The organism is Pseudomonas sp. EU05-FHT14B02, assembly GCF_058791055.1.
On the sequence record NZ_JBYTDD010000012.1, the window covers coordinates 70,861 to 86,907 of the forward strand.

Below are 16,047 nucleotides of genomic sequence, written 5' to 3' on the forward strand. Positions count from 1 at the left end.
TCTCCTTGTCACAGGAGGTTGGACTGACGTCCGTAGATCAACCCTTCGACGGCAACTGCTCGTACCGAATCGTCTTGGGGGTTGTATTCGAGCACTACGCTGGGCAGGCTCTCGGTGGCTTGGCCAGACACCATTTGACCGGCATGCTCGGGGTCGAAGATGCTGAAATGGCAGGGGCATTTAAATAATCGCCGTTCGGCGTCATAGGCGACCGGGCAGCCCATGTGCGTGCACAGAGTGCTGAAGGCAACAATGTCGCGATCCGGGCCGACGCCGCCCGGAACGGGAGCGCCCATCTTGAGCAATGCACAAGGTGACGCAGCATCGGGGTAGGCAAATAGCACTGGCATATTGACCTGCAACTTCTGCGCTTTGCTGATCGCCTTCATCTGGTACGGGAGATTGACTCGCCCCTCAACCGCAGGCGTTGAAGGTGCGGCTTGAGTTAAATTGGGCACTCCGAAGGCCGCGCTCGCAGCAACTCCGCCTCCCACCTTCAAGAAGGTTCTTCTGGAAATGGATGTCATGTCTGCCTCCGCATTACGCTTGCGATGCAGTCGGCCCTGTCTGTGTCGTAAGCAGCTATTCGTTCAACCTATTCAGCATAGGACAGAAAGCCCTGTTTTGTGGCCAAAACGACTTAGATGCCGGGTGAATTCATATGACCGATCAATGGCGATGCAATGCTCCGGTCAAGATAGGTGCAATTCGCATGGGGCTTCACTGTTGTAGCTGATCATCGCTGCACTGCCGTCACCGGTTCTGTACCTGTGGAACGCAGATGCGTAGTAAATGCGGGTGGATGACTTCAGTCAGCAATGGACAGTCAGGGTCGGCTTGCTCATCCCAAGGCTGCTCTTTGGGATTCAGGTGCTGGGCAGGCTAAAGCCATCTTGATGACAGATGAATTACTAAAAACGGATATTCGGATATTCATATGTGGTGCGACAGGAGGCGTGCTTGCGTGCCGCAATAGGGCTTTGAATCATGAGCGCCTAGGATGGAATGCTGGCATAGCGCACATGCATGGGGTCTATTGCTTTACTGAACATACGAAAAAACGTATATTCGTAAAACCATATCTAATTCGAGACTTGGCGATGACCGATAAGACCCGCGTGCTGTTCGTTTGTGTTGCTAACGCTGCTCGTTCACAGCTGGCTGAGGCGCTGCTTCGGCACACTGATTCTGAACAATTCGAGGCCTTCAGTGCCGGAACCGCCCCCGGCGAGATCGATCCCCGCACCTTGGGGGCGCTTGAGCACCTGGGTGTGAGTACCAAAGGGATGTACAGCAAGTCTGTCGATGAGTTTGCCGGAGAGCGTTTCGATTACGTCATAACCCTGTGCGACAAGTCGTCTCTGGAGTGTCATGCCCTGCCAGGAGCTGGAGAGGTGCTGGCCTGGAACTTTGAAGATCCAGCGACCAGCACTAAGCACGATGCATTCCGTCACACCCTTCACGAGATCCATGAACGCATCAAGATGTTCGTGTTGGTGAAAACCAAACGTTGAGACCGCTATGGCTGACCATCTGACACCGACCACCGTATTCAAATGCTTGGCTGACGAAACCCGCGTTCGCCTGATGTTGCTCATTACCCGTGAGGAAGAGCTGTGCGTTTGCGAACTGACCTGCGCACTCGATGAGAGCCAGCCGAAGATTTCCCGCCACCTGGCGCAACTGCGCAATTGCGGTTTGCTGGAGGATCGTCGGCAAGGTCAATGGGTGTATTACCGCCTGCACCCCAGTCTGCCGGACTGGGTGATCGCGGTACTGAAATCCACGCTGGATGCCAACCAGCATTGGCTCAGTCCAGACTCCAAACGCCTCGACGTGATGGGTGATCGCCCTCAGCGCTTGGCCGCTTGCTGCTGAATTAACGCCAGCCTAATAGGGCTCGGCCTTTACGAGATTGCCTGATGAAGATCCTGTTTCTCTGTACCGCCAACAGCTGCCGCAGCATTCTTTGTGAAGCCATGTTCAATCACTTGGCTCCGACTGGGATGCAGGCCTTCAGCGCCGGTTCCCAACCCAAGGGCGAAGTGCATCCGTTAAGCCTGAAGACGCTAGAAAAAGCTGGAATCTTGCCCGCAGGGCTCTACAGCAAATCCAGCGACGTCTATGTGAACCTGGCACCGGATTTCGTTATCACGGTGTGCGACAAGGCTGCCGGTGAAGCTTGCCCGGTATTTTTCGGGCCGGCTACCAAGGCCCACTGGGGGCTGGCTGACCCTTCGGAATACCCAGGGACTCCAGAAGAGGTCGAAGCGGCTTTCGAAGCCACCCTGGAACAGATCAGAACTCGTATCGAAGCCTTCTTGGCTTTACCGCTCAAGCAGTTAAGTGCCGAACAACTCAAAACTGAGCTGGCCCTGATTGGCACCCTCTGACCGTGGAGACATGACGATGAGTAAAAGCCGTCTTTCTTTTTTGGATCGCTATCTGACGGTCTGGATCTTTCTCGCCATGGCGATTGGTGTCAGCTTGGGCGGTCTGTTCGAGGGACTGCCGACCTGGCTCAACAGCCTATCGGTGGGTTCGACCAATATCCCGATTGCCATCGGCCTGATCGTGATGATGTATCCGCCGCTGGCCAAGGTGAAATACGAAGAGCTCCACGAGGTGTTCAAGGACAAGCGCATCTTGGCGCTATCGTTGATCCAGAACTGGGTGATTGGCCCCGTGTTGATGTTCGTATTGGCCATCGTGTTTCTCGCCGACAAGCCGGAGTACATGACCGGCCTGATCCTTATCGGTCTGGCGCGCTGCATCGCCATGGTGCTGGTGTGGAACCAGATCGCTGGCGGCAACAACCAATACGTCGCCGGGCTGGTGGCCTTCAACAGCATCTTCCAGATCCTGTTCTTCAGTGTGTATGCATGGATCTTCCTTGGTCTGCTGCCGCCATTGTTCGGCCTCCAGGGCAGCGTGATTGACACCAACTTTGTCAGTATCGCCGAGTCCGTGCTGATCTACCTGGGCATCCCATTCCTCGCTGGCTTCCTGACGCGCAAGATCCTCATCAGTCGCAAGGGCCAAACCTGGTACAGCGAGCGCTTCATTCCGAAGATCAGCCCGCTGACCCTGGTCGCGCTGCTGCTGACCATCGTCGCGATGTTCAGCCTCAAGGGTGACATGGTGCTGCAACTGCCATTGGATGTGTTTCGAATCGCCGTTCCGCTGACCATCTACTTCGTGGTGATGTTCTTCATCAGTTTCTGGATGGGCAAGCTGCTCCACGCGGACTATCCACGTACCACCGCACTGGCCTTTACCGCTGCCAGCAACAACTTCGAACTCGCCATAGCCGTGGCCATCGCGACTTTCGGCCTCGCCTCGCCGGTGGCCTTTGCCACGGTGATTGGCCCGCTGGTGGAAGTGCCGGTGCTGATCTCCCTAGTTGGCGTGGCCCTCTGGCTCAAGCGCCGCTGGTTCGATCATCCGAAGGGCGCCCTCGCTCAGGAGTAAATTTATGACCGAAGAAAATATCCCCAACCTCGATGCCGAACTGGTCGATCTGCCGACCCTCGATAAGCTCGGTAGTACGTTGTCGGCTACGCACAAGCCGCGCATCCTGCTGCTCTATGGCTCGACTCGCGAGCGTTCGTTCAGCCGCCTACTGACCGAAGAAGCTGCGCGCTTGTTGGAGCACTTCGGCGCAGAAACACGCATCTTCAATCCATCTGAGCTGCCGCTGCCAGATGACGTGCCGGACAGCCATCCCAAAGTGCAAGAGCTACGCGAACTGGTGCTTTGGTCAGAAGGTCAGGTCTGGTGTTCCCCCGAGCGCCACGGTTCGATGAGCGCAGTGTTCAAGGCGCAGATTGACTGGATTCCGTTGACCATGGGCGCGGTGCGCCCAACCCAGGGTAAGACGCTTGCGGTAATGCAGGTCTGTGGTGGCTCGCAATCCTTCAACGTGGTCAACCAGCTGCGTGTGCTGGGTCGTTGGATGCGTATGTTCACAATTCCCAACCAGTCCTCGGTGCCGAAGGCCTACCTGGAGTTCGATGAAGCCGGGCGGATGAAGCCCTCAGCCTTCTACGACCGTGTCGTGGACGTGATGGAAGAGCTGGTGAAATTCACTTTGCTGCTGCGTGAGCGGCAGGACTATCTGGTCGACCGCTATTCCGAACGTAAGGAATCGGCGGAAGAACTCTCCAAACGCGTTAATCAACGCTCCATTTGAGGGTAATTCGCCGTGCAACAACACCCATATTCCGTACTGCCCCTGACACAGTTCAGTGGCCAATTGATCTTCACCCCGTGCCCCGGCACCAAGGGCACCCTACCTTTCGAGGCGCTGCAAACCCTTAAGGCAGCAGGTGCATCGGCGTTGCTGACGCTGATGCCGACCGAGGAGTTGCTTCAGAACGAAATCGACCTGCTGCCCGAAGAGTGCCAAATGCTCGGCATCGAGTGGTTTCACCTGCCGGTGGACGATGATCAAGCTCCTGGCGAAGCATTCAAAACCGCATGGGAACAGCACCATTCACGACTTAAGCAGCTGCTGAACGAAGGGAAAACCATTGCCATCCATTGCAAGGGTGGCTCGGGCCGTACCGGCTTGATTGCGGCGCAGCTGTTAATCGAGAGCGGTGTGCCATTCAACGATGCCATCCGTGACGTTCAGTCGTTGCGTCCACGCGCTATCCAGCATCCTGCCCATATTGAATACATCGGCCAGTTTGACACTGAGTCGAACTCCCACTGACTACAGATACAGAGCAAAACAACATGACTATCAAAGTTGGTATTAACGGTTTCGGTCGCATCGGTCGTCTCGCCCTGCGTGCAGCCTGGGGCTGGCCAGAGTTCGAGTTTGTGCAAATCAACGATCCGGCAGGCGATGCAGTAACCCATGCGCACCTGATCAACTTCGACTCTGTGCATGGCCGTTGGCACAGCGAAGCCAGCGCCGAAGGCGATCATGTAGTGATTGGCGGTAACCGCATCAAGGTCACCGCGAACAAAGCGATTGCCGACACCGACTGGTCGGGTTGCGATATGGTGATCGAGGCCAGCGGCAAGATGAAGACTGTGGCGGTGTTGCAGGCCTACCTGGATCAGGGCGTTAAGCGTGTGGTGGTCTGTGCGCCGGTCAAGGAGCAAGGTGCCTTGAACGTGGTGATGGGCGTTAACCAGCACCTGTTCGACCCGGCGCAGCACCGTATCGTGACCGCTGCCTCCTGCACCACCAATTGCCTGGCCCCGGTGGTCAAAGTGATCCACGAGAATCTGGGCATTCGCCACGGCTCGATTACCACCATTCACGACCTGACCAACACCCAGAGCATCCTCGATCAGCCGCACAAGGATCTTCGCCGCGCTCGCGCTTCAGGCATGAGCCTCATCCCGACCAGCACCGGCTCGGCCACCGCCATTGCGGAAATCTTCCCCGAACTGCGTGGCCGCCTGAATGGTCACGCGGTGCGCGTACCGCTAGCCAACGCCTCGCTCACCGATTGTGTGTTCGAAGTGGAGCGCGCCACCTCTGTGGACGAGGTTAATGCGTTGCTCAAGGCGGCGGCAGAAGGCCCACTGAAAAATATCCTCGGCTATGAAGTACGCCCACTGGTGTCCATCGACTACCGCAGCGATCCGCGCTCATCGATCATCGATGCGCTGTCGACAATGGTGATCAATGGCACTCAAGTAAAGATCTATGCCTGGTACGACAACGAATGGGGTTACGCCAACCGCGCTGTTGAGTTGGCCAAACTGGTCGGTTTGGCCGATTAACAGGGAGAGATCATGAACGCGTTGTCAGCCCTTTCACCGCAAGTGCGCCAGTACCTGTTAGTGACCGGCAATTACTGGGCTTTTACCCTCACCGACGGTGCGCTACGCATGTTGGTGGTGTTGCACTTTCATGCGTTGGGCTACAGCCCGTTGCAGATTGCGTTCCTGTTTCTGTTCTACGAAATCTTCGGTGTCATTACCAATCTAGTGGGCGGTTACCTGGGTGCCCGTCTAGGCCTGAATCGCACCATGAACATTGGTTTGGGCTTGCAGGTGGCAGCCTTGTTGATGCTGACTGTGCCCGCCGCCTGGCTGACCATCCCTTGGGTGATGGGAGCCCAGGCACTGTCGGGAATTGCCAAAGACCTCAACAAAATGAGCGCGAAAAGCTCAATTAAGTTGCTGGTGCCCGACAACCAGCAAGGCACCCTTTACCAGTGGGTGGCAATTCTCACTGGCTCGAAAAACGCGCTCAAAGGCGTGGGTTTCTTCCTGGGCGGTGCGCTGCTGGCATTACTGGGCTTTACGGTTGCCGTGCTGGCAATGGCCGCGACTCTGGCGCTGATATGGATAGCCAGCCTGTTCCTGCTGAAGAAGGATCTGGGTAAAGCCAAGGCCAAACCAAAGTTTCGCGACATTCTCTCCAAGAGCCGGGCGATCAATATCCTCTCGGCGGCGCGAATGTTCCTCTTTGGTGCCCGCGATGTGTGGTTCGTGGTGGCGTTGCCTGTTTACCTGAGCGCGGTGTTTGGTTGGGACTTCTGGATGGTTGGCGGCTTCTTGGCAGCCTGGGTCATCGGCTACGGCATCGTCCAGTCGTTGGCCCCGAACATCACCGGAAAGAAGCACGGCCACGTCCCTGATGGGCGGGCTGCCTTCGTTTGGGCGGCATTGCTGGCAGGTCTGCCTGCTGCAATCGCCATCGGTCTCTCGGTGGGTTGGTCGCCTCACGTTGTGTTGCTGGGTGGGTTAATGGCGTTCGGCGTGCTGTTCGCGGTGAATTCCTCGCTGCACAGCTATCTCATCGTCTCGTATGCCAAAGAAGATGGGGTGTCGCTGGATGTGGGTTTCTACTACATGTCCAACGCCTTGGGTCGACTGCTCGGCACCGTGCTGTCCGGCTGGATTTATCAGAGTTACGGATTGGAGGCCTGCTTGTGGGTTTCCTCGGTCTTTGTTCTGCTGGCCGCGCTAATTTCCATAGCCTTACCCAGGCATTCCGAGGCGATTTTAAACCGTCAGACATAACGAAGTGACCCTCTTCGTGCTGCGCGCCGTGGGGGGAGGCAGAGCCTGAACTACCCATGTCGGAGGCACGTCATGAACAAGTTTATCGGCATACCTGCACTGTCTTTTGTGGTGCTTACCGCTGTTGTATTGGCCGCCTGTGATCAAGGCGAGACACAAGCCAAGCGTCCGTCCGGTATGGATAAGACGATTGAAGGGACATGGTTTATAGGTGAGTGGCGCAATAATAGGGATGCTTTGGCGCTACCGGCATTTCGGCTTTCCTCCGACAAGCTGCAATGGGGCGATTGCACGGCGGAGATTGGCAGCCTGATCAGCCGCGACGAGAAGCGAGCATCCCTAGTGGTTAAAGAGGGGAGCACCTGTCCAGCCAACAGCCAAGGACTGCTGAAGGACATCCTCCTTCAGCGAGTAGACGACTGCATGGTCAGTATCCAGCTATACGCTTCAGCGGAAGATATCAAGCAAGGCCCCCCTCAACAGTCAGCGGTATATACCAAGGCCAACTGCATTCCGCCTCAGATGGACTGATTGGCAAGAAAGGCCACGATCTCACTGACTGTGCTCCGTGCAGTTCGTATTACACCGATCAGCGTGGCGGAAGCCGAACCTGTCCACTCGCCATAACCGACCAGCCACAGCCTTGGCTCTTCGGTCGAGTGGGTGCCTTCGACCTCAACGCGACCCTCGGCGTTGATCACCCCCAGCGTATCCAGATGTTGTAGGGCTGGTCTGAATCCGGTACACCAAATCACCGCGTCCACCGCAGATTCGGATCCATCGACCCAAATAACCCCATTGCGAGTGAAACTTTCGAAAGGGCGTACAGACTTGAGAACGTCGCGCTCACGGGCTTCGACAACTGGCGGCACCATCACGATGTCACCCAGCCCCCCAACGGGTTGCTCAATGACGCGCCCCTCCTGTTGGGCTTTCCAGCGCTCAGTTGCGCGCTCGAACAGTACCCGTCCGTCCACTTCGTCCGGTAAGAACAAAGGTTCAACGGGGGTGACCCAGGTAGTCTCAGCGACCTTAGAAACTTCGGCCAAAATTTGCGCCCCTGAATTCCCGCCACCCACCACCAACACCTTCTTGTCCGCGAACGTTTGGGCGTCGACATAGTGAGCAGAGTGCAACTGCTGACCGTCGAATAACTCGGCATTGGGGTAGTGAGGGATGTATGGATTGCTCCAGGTGCCTGTAGCGCTGACCACAACCTTGGCATCCCAATAGTTGTCGTCAGAACGTACTCGTAAGCCAGACTCTGTACGTTCCACAGAAGCGACCCGAACTGGGCGCTCAACCGGAAATTGGTAGCGCTGCTCATATTGATTGAGGTAGTCAATCACATGATTTTTTGTGGGATAGCCGTCTTGCACGGGCGGCATCATCCAGCCCGGTATCGAACTCCAAGTGGCAGGTGAGAATAGATGTAACGAATTCCAGCCATGCCGCCAGGCACCACCGGGTTCTTCCTCCGCATCGAGGATAACGAACGAAAGTCGAGTTCGGCGCAGGAAATACGCTACCGCCAAGGCTGACTGACCACCACCGATAATGACTACATCTAGCTGGCCACTGAGCGAATGAGTCATGGGGGAAGCCTTAGGTCGATGCTGGGCGGTAGCCAGTATAGCTACCCAAGTTTGAATCCAGCTGATCTAGCTCATATGTTGAGGATGCTGATGGGCTCATTACACGACTGCCGAAGGAACAGCTTTCGCGAGCCTTGCGAGGCTCCCGTATTGAAATCGAGCTGGGGATTTGACGTACATACAGGTTCCCCAAGGACACCTGTCAGCGACAATCCTAGTAGAATTTGTCGAGCTAAGTGCCGCCCCTTTGAGATGTTCTATGAACTCTGAGTTAACTGAAGAAGAAATGCGTCGTGCCCTGTTCGGTACGGCTCAGCCCGAAGAGCAGGTGTCTGCTCCTTTAGTACAGGAGCCCGTGCCAGAGACTGTTCTCACGAAGGCGGCAGAAGCGCCCGTAGCCAAGAAAAAAGTGGCGAAAGCGTTCACGCCCAGGCTTAGGGTCACGCTCCAGGTTGGGAACGAATTTGAGGGGAAGATGCACGACTTGACTCATGAGGTCGACACGTTGAGCTCGTTACTTGCTGAACAGGAGGCTGTGAAGGCTGCTAGGAAGAAGTACAAGTATGTGGAAGTCGTATCGGTTAAATCGATGTAGGCGACCCAGATGACCTGGCTAGGCGGCTAACTGAGCCACACGTTTGTGACATGTACATCGAGCGCAAGCGGAGCGCGCCCGCCCACGATGGGCCAAAGACGCCAGCGGGATGAATTAGGGAAGCGTCCGATCAATATCTCCTACTCATTCAATTGAGCACCGGTACCAGGAATGCGTATTGGCCAGAAGGTCAGACAAAACCGTTAGATCAGGTAAGCGATTGATTTATGGAAGATAATTAACTACTAACTGTTAGAGAGGCTCCGGAATCAGTGGGGCCTGATGATCGCTGTGTTCTGCGTGTCCCACGTGCCCGCGCTGCTGACCCTGGACATTGCCGGCTATGAAGGTCGAAATCTGCTGCTGATTGCCTATCTGGTGATCGTGGTGCAGATGTCGGATGTGCTGCAATACGTTTGCGGCAAGCTGTTCGGCAAACGCAAGATCGCGCCGAAACTGTCGCCCTCCAAAACCGCGGAAGGTTTTGTCGGCGGCGTTTTGCTGGCCTCACTGATCGGCTGCGCCTTGTGGTGGATCACGCCGTTCACTGCCTGGCAGTCACTGTTCATCGCCATGCTGATCAACTTGCTGGGGTTCGCCGGTGGCATCGTGATGTCAGCGATCAAGCGCGACCGTGGCGTAAAGGACTGGGGCCACATGATCGAAGGCCATGGCGGCATGCTCGACCGGCTGGACTCGGTGTGTTTTGCGGCGCCGATCTTCTTTCATCTGGTGCGCTACGGCTGGACTTGAGTCAAAAAAAGACCCCGACAAGTCGGGGTCTTTTGGTGTCAGTCGGTTGGGTGACGCTCACCCAGCCCGACCTCTGGCTCTGACTCAGTGTTGCAGAGCTTTTTTTTGCGTCCCGTTGATCGGGATGCGCTTGGCTTTCGCCTCTTCCGGGATCACCCGCAGCAGGTCGATGCTCAACAGACCGTTGCTCAGGCCGGCAGCCTTGATCTCGATGTGGTCCGCCAGACGGAAGGACAGCTTGAACGCACGCTGGGCAATGCCCTGATACAGATAAGTGACGTCTTCGTTCGCGTCGCGTTTACCGCCACTGATGGTCAGCACACCTTTCTCGACTTCGAGCTCCAGATCTTCTTCCTGGAAACCGGCCGCGGCAATCACGATGCGGTATTGATCGTCGCCGTGTTTCTCCACGTTATAGGGTGGATAGCTGCTGCCTGGCTCGTTGCGCAGGGCGGTCTCGAACAGGTCGTTGAAACGGTCGAAACCTACCGAGGAACGGAACAGTGGGGCCAAGGATAATGTAGTAGCCATGATGCAAATCTCCTGAAAACAATCAGCAAGGTTTTTTGTCTCCGCGACCCGAATTCGGCATCGCGTAATCCTTAAATAGGGACCGCTGATTGCTTTTCAAGAGATTATTTTCTGCATTTTTTACAAAAAATTTCAGGCCGCTTCCGCCACCGGCAGCCCCAGCAAACGCGAGACGTTATCCAGCTCGGTCTCACGACGCAGCACGGTAAAGAGCTCTACTGCCTCGGGATAATTGCGGGTCAGCATCGCCAGCCATTGCTTCAGACGGCCCGGCGACTGGCGTGGCGTCATTTGTGCCTTGGCTTGCAGCCAGAAGTCCTGGATCAGCGGCAACAACTCGGCCCAGGTCATCTCGACCACCTCTTCACCGGCCCGCGCCGCGGCGATCTGCCGGGCGAGATCCGGGCGCGAAACCAGGCCGCGACCAAGCATGATGTCTTCCACACCGCTGATCTCGCGGCAACGACGCCAGTCTTCGACGCTCCAGATGTCGCCATTGGCGAACACTGGCACCTTGACCACGTCCTGCACTCGCGGAATCCATTCCCAGTGTGCCGGCGGCTTGTAGCCGTCGACCTTGGTCCGCGCATGCACCACGATATGTTCGGCGCCGCCTTCGGCCAGAGCCGTGGCACACACCAGCGAACCGTCCGGGCTGTCGAAGCCCAGGCGCATCTTGGCGGTGACTGGAATGTGCGCGGGGACGGCACGACGGACGTGTTCGACGATCTGGTTGAGCAGCTCGGGTTCCTTGAGTAATACCGCGCCACCACGGGATTTGTTGACGGTCTTGGCCGGACAGCCGAAGTTCAGGTCGATCACTTCGGAGCCCAACTCACAAGCCAGCGCGGCATTTTCCGCCAGGCACACTGGATCGGAACCGAGCAGTTGCACACGCAGCGGCACGCCAGAGGCTGTCCGGGCACCGTTGAGCAACTCCGGGCCGAACTTGTGGAAATAGGCAGGCGTGAGTAATTGGTCGTTGACCCGAATGAACTCGGTCACGCACCAGTCAATACCACCCACACGGGTCAGCACATCGCGCAGGATGTCGTCGACCAACCCCTCCATGGGCGCCAAAGCAATTTGCATGAAAAACACACTCGAGGAAAAACGTGCGGCAGTTTACTGGTTTCAGCAGGACTCTGCAGAACATCGCAGATCCCCTGTAGGAGCGAGCTTGCTCGCGAAAAGCCTGAGACCACCGGGGGAGCCAGGCTGGTCGCGTTATCGTTGACGACCATCGCGAGCGAGCTCGCTCCTACATTGGTTAGAGCGATAGCAACGCCGGGCCATAGCCCTCGATGAACTCCGCCGGCATGCGCTTGGGCTTGCCTGTGGACAGCTCGATACAGACGAACGTGGTCTGCGCGCGCAATAATGTGGCGTTGTCACTGGGGCGGATCAACTGGAAGTGCCGAGTCATTTTAAGGCGTTGATCCCAATCGACGATCCAGGTCGCCAATTGCAACTCATCGTTCTCATAGGCTGCCGCCAGGTAATCGATCTCGTGCCGCACCACCGCCATCGCCCGGTCCAGCCGCCGATACTCGACCAGGTCCAGGCCAAGACGCTGGGAGTGGCGCCAGGCACAGCGTTCGAGCCAGGTCACGTAGACGGCGTTGTTCGCGTGCCCCAACCCGTCAATGTCCTCGGCGCTCACTTGCAGATCAATGATGAATGGCGTTTCCCGATCCCAGCCCATGCCCGACTCCCTGGTCAGATAATTTCGACCGAGGCAGTGTAACGGAAGCTCAGGCGGATTGGCGTGATTGCAAACTGCGCCCAGCCAGCAGTGATAACACGCCATCAATTACCCGAGGGTCGGCCAACACTCGCTGATGACCACCGTCTTTCAAACGCAACAACCGGCTGTCGAACCAGGCTTCATGGATCAGCTGGGATTCCTTCACAGAGACAAAGTTGTCGTCTTCGGCGTGGACAATCAGGCCGGGCATGTCGAGTTGATAGTGCGCGACATCCAGCGTCGCGGCTCGCATGCCGACGTCTTGCTCGACCTGGCGAATGAACGCCGAGCGGGCCTTCGGTGGCAGCCCGACATAGCGGGCAAAACCTCGCAATACACCAAGAATCCGCGCCGGGGCCGCAATGCTGACCAGGGTTTCGGTGCGCAGGCCCAACTGGACCGCGAGCATCGCACTGGCGCCGCCCATGGAGTGGCCGATGACCGCTTGCAGGGGTGGCAACTCGGCGGCTGCTTCAAGCATGGCGCGGGCGAACAGCACCACATTCGCCTCACTGCCCGGCGAGCGACCGTGAGCCGGACCATCCAGGGCCACGACCGAGTAACCGGCATCGACCAGCGCGGTGATGAGGCTGGCAAACTGCGTCGGCCGCCCTTCCCAGCCATGCATCAGCAATACTGCCGGGCCCTGCCCCCAACGCAAGGCCGAGAGACCGAAACGCAGGGTGATCCGCTCGGACTTGGCCAACAGTGGCAGTTCCCAGTCACGCAGCGGCAGATCCCGTGGCGTCATGAACGCCTGTCGCATTTTGCTTGCGACCAGTTTCGGGGCAAACCAGCCCAAGGTGCCATTAACGCCACGAACCCACTTTAACGTGCTCATCGCATTCTCCTCAGGCCGCAGCCTTCAGGTCAACGCACCGCCGATTTGGCGGCGCGCAGTAATCGATCGGACAACTCTCCTGGCCCCAGCGCCCGCGCAAGAGCCAGCCCACCCACCATCAAGGCCATGTCGGCCAGGGCTTTTTCGGTTTCTTCAGGGCTGGCCGCCAACTGCGCGACCATCAATTCCACATGTTCATTGAGCGCGACACGAAACGCTTCCGGCAGCCGCCCCAGTTCGCCGACCGAAGCCGGGATCGGACAGGCCGATTCGGAGGAATCACGGTGCTTGCGCGACAGATAGAACGCCGCCACCAGCGCGCGGCGCTCTTCGCCCGTCAACTGCGCATCCATGTCGGCAATCAGGTCACGGCGGTGACCGAGCAATTGCCTGAACGCCTCCAGCATCATCGCGTCCTTGCTTTCGAAGTGGGCGTAGAAGCCGCCGACCGTCAGGCCCGCCGCGCCCATCACTTCGCCCACGCTTGGCTCGGCCGGGCCACGCTGAATCAGCGCTGCACTGGCAGCCTTGAGGATGCGTTCGCGGGTTTGGGCTTTTTTATCGTTCATCGTCGCCTCCGAATATTACGATTGAAATATTATTCTCATAATAAATTTTAGCAAGTCATGGCCGTGACCGCTGGTCTGAAGAACAGTTTTTTTGGAAATTCTGGAAATGGAGGAATTTGGCCAAACGCCAGACAAACAAAAGGGCCATTCAATAATTGAATGACCCTTATAAATCCCGCAGAGCGGGTAATCGTGGCGTCCCCTAGGGGACTCGAACCCCTGTTACCGCCGTGAAAGGGCGGTGTCCTAGGCCACTAGACGAAGGGGACACAAACCCTTCTATACAACTGATCAGTGCTGAGTGCTGATCGATTCAAGGCCGGTGTGGCCAGACCTTGAACTGTAAAATTGGTGGAGCTAAGCGGGATCGAACCGCTGACCTCCTGCATGCCATGCAGGCGCTCTCCCAGCTGAGCTATAGCCCCGGATTTTTCGCCTCGCGGCGGAGCGACATCTTGCAACATCGCTTCTGTAAAACTGGCGTCCCCTAGGGGACTCGAACCCCTGTTACCGCCGTGAAAGGGCGGTGTCCTAGGCCACTAGACGAAGGGGACGCAAACCCTTCTATACAACTGATCAGTGCTGAGATCTGATCGCTTCAAGGCCGGTGTGGCCAGACCTTGAAGTGTAAATTGGTGGAGCTAGACGGGATCGAACCGTCGACCTCTTGCATGCCATGCAAGCGCTCTCCCAGCTGAGCTATAGCCCCTCATCGTTGATGTCATCGCTGAGGACGGGGCGAATCTTAAGGGCGTATCGAAAGCCTGTCAAACTTATTTTTCAAAAAAATTAAAATTTTTTGCCGACATAACAATCACTTACCACCCTCCCCCCGGAAAATCAGGGGTCTGAGGACCACTGCGAGCCCAACGACAGGCGCACACAATGGCCATCAGTCCTTCATCAAGCGTGTCAGGCGATAGCGCCCAACAGTTTTTCCCACTCTTTGTTTTCTTTCTTCGACACGCCGCCCAGCAGGTCAATGGCCTGGCGCAGACGGAAACGGGTCAGGTCAGGCCCGAGGATTTCCATCGCATCGAGCACCGACACCGAGCTGGCCTGGCCAGTGATCGCAGCGAACATCAGCGGCATGGCATCACGCAGCTTCAGCTCCAGGGATTCGACCACCGCCTGAATGGTCGCGGTGATGCTGTCCTTTTCCCACTGGCGCAGGCTTTCGAGCTTCCACAGGATCAACTGCATCAGCTGGCGAACCTGATCGCCCGACAGCTTCTTCGATTCGAACAACTTCGCATCCGGGTTCACGCCACCAGCAAAGAAAAATCCGGCCAGCGGTGCCACCTGGCTGAAGGTTTCGACCCGGCCCTGTACGTGCGGTGCGATCTTCATCATGTATTCGGAATTGAACGCCCACTTCTGCACGCGCGCGGCGAACTCTTCCACCGGCAGGTCGCGCAGCCACTGGCCGTTGAGCCACGACAGCTTCTCGATGTCGAAGATCGGCCCGCCGAGGGACACGCGCTTGAGGTCGAAGTTGTCGACCATTTCCTGCAGCGAGAACTTCTCGCGCTCGTCCGGCATCGACCAGCCCATGCGGCCCAGGTAGTTGAGCATCGCTTCGGGCATGAAGCCCATGCGCTCGTAGAAGGTCACCGAGGTCGGGTTCTTGCGCTTGGACAGCTTGCTCTTGTCCGGGTTACGCAGCAGCGGCATGTAGCACAGCTCCGGCTGTTCCCAGCCGAAGTACTCATAAAGCAGGATCAGCTTCGGTGCCGATGGCAGCCACTCTTCGCCACGCAATACGTGGGTGATGCCCATCAGGTGGTCGTCGACCACGTTGGCCAGGAAGTAGGTTGGCAGGCCGTCAGTCTTCATCAGGACTTGCATGTCCATGCGGTCCCACGGGATTTCAACGTCGCCACGGAGCATGTCCGGCACCACGCAGACGCCTTCGCTCGGTACTTTCATACGGATAACGTGGGGCTCGCCAGCGGCCAGGCGACGGGCGACCTCTTCCTTGGACAGCAGCAGCGCGCGGCCGTCGTAACGCGGGGTTTCGCCGCGAGCCATCTGCTCGGTGCGCATCTGGTCGAGCTCTTCGGCGGTGCAGAAGCACGGGAAGGCATGGCCCATTTCGACCAGTTGCTGGCAATACTTCTGGTAAATGTCGCCACGCTCGCTTTGACGGTACGGACCGTGCGGGCCGCCGACATCCGGGCCTTCGCTCCAGTCGATCCCGAGCCAGCGCAAGGCGTCGAAAATCTGCTGTTCGGACTCGCGGGTCGAACGCAGTTGGTCAGTGTCTTCGATCCGCAGGATGAACTCACCGCCGTGCTGCTTGGCAAAGCAGTAGTTGAACAAGGCGATATAGGCGGTACCTACGTGAGGATCCCCGGTAGGCGATGGCGCGATGCGAGTGCGGACGGTGGTCATGGCATGTCTCGAAAAGAATAAAAGCGAAG

General features: G+C 57.4%; 18 protein-coding genes, 4 tRNA genes and 1 pseudogene. 11 read left to right on the forward strand and 12 right to left on the reverse strand.

Translation table 11 applies throughout. The annotated features are described in order from the left end of the window. Positions 1 to 8: 8 nt before the first annotated feature. Complete coding sequence (locus AC3WTM_RS13300; RefSeq protein WP_102668804.1) at positions 9 to 527, reverse strand: arsenate reductase (azurin) small subunit; 519 nt, start codon at positions 525 to 527, stop codon at positions 9 to 11. Between the two features lie 573 nt (positions 528 to 1,100). Here AC3WTM_RS13300 and AC3WTM_RS13305 point away from each other — a divergent pair. From AC3WTM_RS13305 to AC3WTM_RS13345, 9 genes are all read left to right on the forward strand, one after another. Beyond that, positions 1,101 to 1,514 (forward strand): arsenate reductase ArsC, encoded by a 414-nt coding sequence (locus tag AC3WTM_RS13305; RefSeq protein WP_102668992.1) that lies wholly within the window; start codon positions 1,101 to 1,103, stop codon positions 1,512 to 1,514. 7 nt (positions 1,515 to 1,521) lie between these two features. After that, positions 1,522 to 1,878, forward strand: a complete 357-nt coding sequence (locus tag AC3WTM_RS13310; RefSeq protein WP_102668805.1) for a metalloregulator ArsR/SmtB family transcription factor — start codon at positions 1,522 to 1,524, stop codon at positions 1,876 to 1,878. Between the two features lie 44 nt (positions 1,879 to 1,922). Next, entirely contained in the window at positions 1,923 to 2,393 is a 471-nt protein-coding gene (locus tag AC3WTM_RS13315; RefSeq protein ID WP_102668806.1) for an arsenate reductase ArsC, read from the forward strand. Positions 2,394 to 2,409: 16 nt separating this feature from the next. Then, positions 2,410 to 3,471 carry an ACR3 family arsenite efflux transporter gene (gene arsB, locus AC3WTM_RS13320; RefSeq protein WP_102668807.1) on the forward strand — a complete coding sequence of 354 codons (1,062 nt, stop codon included), beginning with the start codon at positions 2,410 to 2,412 and terminating at the stop codon, positions 3,469 to 3,471. 4 nt (positions 3,472 to 3,475) lie between these two features. Beyond that, positions 3,476 to 4,192: an arsenical resistance protein ArsH gene (arsH, locus tag AC3WTM_RS13325; protein ID WP_102668808.1), complete on the forward strand. Its 717-nt coding sequence runs from the start codon at positions 3,476 to 3,478 to the stop codon at positions 4,190 to 4,192. 12 nt (positions 4,193 to 4,204) lie between these two features. Continuing rightward, positions 4,205 to 4,717 carry a phosphatase domain-containing putative toxin gene (locus AC3WTM_RS13330; RefSeq protein ID WP_102668809.1) on the forward strand — a complete coding sequence of 171 codons (513 nt, stop codon included), beginning with the start codon at positions 4,205 to 4,207 and terminating at the stop codon, positions 4,715 to 4,717. A 23-nt stretch (positions 4,718 to 4,740) separates the two neighbouring features. Continuing rightward, positions 4,741 to 5,745: an ArsJ-associated glyceraldehyde-3-phosphate dehydrogenase gene (locus AC3WTM_RS13335; RefSeq protein ID WP_102668810.1), complete on the forward strand. Its 1,005-nt coding sequence runs from the start codon at positions 4,741 to 4,743 to the stop codon at positions 5,743 to 5,745. Between the two features lie 12 nt (positions 5,746 to 5,757). After that, positions 5,758 to 6,993 carry an organoarsenical effux MFS transporter ArsJ gene (gene arsJ, locus AC3WTM_RS13340; RefSeq protein WP_102668811.1) on the forward strand — a complete coding sequence of 412 codons (1,236 nt, stop codon included), beginning with the start codon at positions 5,758 to 5,760 and terminating at the stop codon, positions 6,991 to 6,993. A 72-nt stretch (positions 6,994 to 7,065) separates the two neighbouring features. After that, the gene (locus AC3WTM_RS13345; RefSeq protein WP_102668812.1) at positions 7,066 to 7,524 is read left to right on the forward strand and encodes a hypothetical protein; all 459 of its coding nucleotides are present in this window, start codon (positions 7,066 to 7,068) and stop codon (positions 7,522 to 7,524) included. Here AC3WTM_RS13345 and AC3WTM_RS13350 read toward each other — a convergent pair. Continuing rightward, positions 7,512 to 8,588 (reverse strand): ArsO family NAD(P)H-dependent flavin-containing monooxygenase, encoded by a 1,077-nt coding sequence (locus AC3WTM_RS13350; RefSeq protein WP_102668813.1) that lies wholly within the window; start codon positions 8,586 to 8,588, stop codon positions 7,512 to 7,514. The genes AC3WTM_RS13345 and AC3WTM_RS13350 overlap by 13 nt on opposite strands. A 259-nt stretch (positions 8,589 to 8,847) precedes the next feature. Here AC3WTM_RS13350 and AC3WTM_RS13355 point away from each other — a divergent pair, with 259 nt between their 5' ends. Both AC3WTM_RS13355 and AC3WTM_RS13360 read left to right on the forward strand, forming a co-directional pair. Next, positions 8,848 to 9,183, forward strand: coding sequence for a hypothetical protein (locus tag AC3WTM_RS13355; protein WP_102668814.1), 336 nt, complete (start codon positions 8,848 to 8,850; stop codon positions 9,181 to 9,183). Positions 9,184 to 9,453: 270 nt separating this feature from the next. Further along, a pseudogene (locus tag AC3WTM_RS13360) lies at positions 9,454 to 9,936 on the forward strand (phosphatidate cytidylyltransferase); the annotation flags it as partial. Between the two features lie 84 nt (positions 9,937 to 10,020). Here the strand turns inward: AC3WTM_RS13360 and AC3WTM_RS13365 are convergent. The 10 genes from AC3WTM_RS13365 to gltX all read right to left on the reverse strand — a co-directional run bounded on the left by AC3WTM_RS13365 (position 10,021) and on the right by gltX (position 16,018). Beyond that, complete coding sequence (locus AC3WTM_RS13365; RefSeq protein ID WP_056722160.1) at positions 10,021 to 10,467, reverse strand: Hsp20 family protein; 447 nt, start codon at positions 10,465 to 10,467, stop codon at positions 10,021 to 10,023. Positions 10,468 to 10,599: 132 nt separating this feature from the next. After that, a complete protein-coding gene (locus AC3WTM_RS13370) occupies positions 10,600 to 11,559 on the reverse strand; it encodes a tRNA dihydrouridine synthase (protein WP_008050845.1) in 960 nt (319 codons plus the stop codon). Between the two features lie 178 nt (positions 11,560 to 11,737). Then, positions 11,738 to 12,172, reverse strand: a complete 435-nt coding sequence (locus AC3WTM_RS13375) for an acyl-CoA thioesterase (RefSeq protein WP_102668815.1) — start codon at positions 12,170 to 12,172, stop codon at positions 11,738 to 11,740. A gap of 49 nt (positions 12,173 to 12,221) precedes the next feature. Next, positions 12,222 to 13,055, reverse strand: coding sequence for an alpha/beta fold hydrolase (locus AC3WTM_RS13380; RefSeq protein WP_102668816.1), 834 nt, complete (start codon positions 13,053 to 13,055; stop codon positions 12,222 to 12,224). A gap of 29 nt (positions 13,056 to 13,084) precedes the next feature. Further along, a complete protein-coding gene (locus AC3WTM_RS13385; RefSeq protein ID WP_008050839.1) occupies positions 13,085 to 13,624 on the reverse strand; it encodes a TetR/AcrR family transcriptional regulator in 540 nt (179 codons plus the stop codon). A 193-nt stretch (positions 13,625 to 13,817) separates the two neighbouring features. Further along, positions 13,818 to 13,893 (reverse strand) — tRNA-Glu (locus AC3WTM_RS13390). 80 nt (positions 13,894 to 13,973) lie between these two features. Then, positions 13,974 to 14,049 (reverse strand) — tRNA-Ala (locus AC3WTM_RS13395). Positions 14,050 to 14,102: 53 nt separating this feature from the next. After that, positions 14,103 to 14,178 (reverse strand) — tRNA-Glu (locus AC3WTM_RS13400). A gap of 79 nt (positions 14,179 to 14,257) precedes the next feature. Beyond that, positions 14,258 to 14,333 (reverse strand) — tRNA-Ala (locus AC3WTM_RS13405). A gap of 203 nt (positions 14,334 to 14,536) precedes the next feature. Then, a complete protein-coding gene (gltX, locus tag AC3WTM_RS13410; protein WP_102668817.1) occupies positions 14,537 to 16,018 on the reverse strand; it encodes a glutamate--tRNA ligase in 1,482 nt (493 codons plus the stop codon). Positions 16,019 to 16,047: the final 29 nt, after the last annotated feature.

Bases quoted from the DNA above. Each gene is read 5' to 3' on its own strand.
- AC3WTM_RS13300 (WP_102668804.1), bottom strand. From the start codon at position 527: ATGACATCCATTTCCAGAAGAACCTTCTTGAAGGTGGGAGGCGGAGTT.
- AC3WTM_RS13305 (WP_102668992.1), top strand. From the start codon at position 1,101: ATGACCGATAAGACCCGCGTGCTGTTCGTTTGTGTTGCTAACGCTGCT.
- AC3WTM_RS13310 (WP_102668805.1), top strand. From the start codon at position 1,522: ATGGCTGACCATCTGACACCGACCACCGTATTCAAATGCTTGGCTGAC.
- AC3WTM_RS13315 (WP_102668806.1), top strand. From the start codon at position 1,923: ATGAAGATCCTGTTTCTCTGTACCGCCAACAGCTGCCGCAGCATTCTT.
- arsB (WP_102668807.1), top strand. From the start codon at position 2,410: ATGAGTAAAAGCCGTCTTTCTTTTTTGGATCGCTATCTGACGGTCTGG.
- arsH (WP_102668808.1), top strand. From the start codon at position 3,476: ATGACCGAAGAAAATATCCCCAACCTCGATGCCGAACTGGTCGATCTG.
- AC3WTM_RS13335 (WP_102668810.1), top strand. From the start codon at position 4,741: ATGACTATCAAAGTTGGTATTAACGGTTTCGGTCGCATCGGTCGTCTC.
- arsJ (WP_102668811.1), top strand. From the start codon at position 5,758: ATGAACGCGTTGTCAGCCCTTTCACCGCAAGTGCGCCAGTACCTGTTA.
- AC3WTM_RS13345 (WP_102668812.1), top strand. From the start codon at position 7,066: ATGAACAAGTTTATCGGCATACCTGCACTGTCTTTTGTGGTGCTTACC.
- AC3WTM_RS13350 (WP_102668813.1), bottom strand. From the start codon at position 8,588: ATGACTCATTCGCTCAGTGGCCAGCTAGATGTAGTCATTATCGGTGGT.
- AC3WTM_RS13355 (WP_102668814.1), top strand. From the start codon at position 8,848: ATGAACTCTGAGTTAACTGAAGAAGAAATGCGTCGTGCCCTGTTCGGT.
- AC3WTM_RS13365 (WP_056722160.1), bottom strand. From the start codon at position 10,467: ATGGCTACTACATTATCCTTGGCCCCACTGTTCCGTTCCTCGGTAGGT.
- AC3WTM_RS13370 (WP_008050845.1), bottom strand. From the start codon at position 11,559: ATGCAAATTGCTTTGGCGCCCATGGAGGGGTTGGTCGACGACATCCTG.
- AC3WTM_RS13375 (WP_102668815.1), bottom strand. From the start codon at position 12,172: ATGGGCTGGGATCGGGAAACGCCATTCATCATTGATCTGCAAGTGAGC.
- AC3WTM_RS13380 (WP_102668816.1), bottom strand. From the start codon at position 13,055: ATGAGCACGTTAAAGTGGGTTCGTGGCGTTAATGGCACCTTGGGCTGG.
- AC3WTM_RS13385 (WP_008050839.1), bottom strand. From the start codon at position 13,624: ATGAACGATAAAAAAGCCCAAACCCGCGAACGCATCCTCAAGGCTGCC.
- gltX (WP_102668817.1), bottom strand. From the start codon at position 16,018: ATGACCACCGTCCGCACTCGCATCGCGCCATCGCCTACCGGGGATCCT.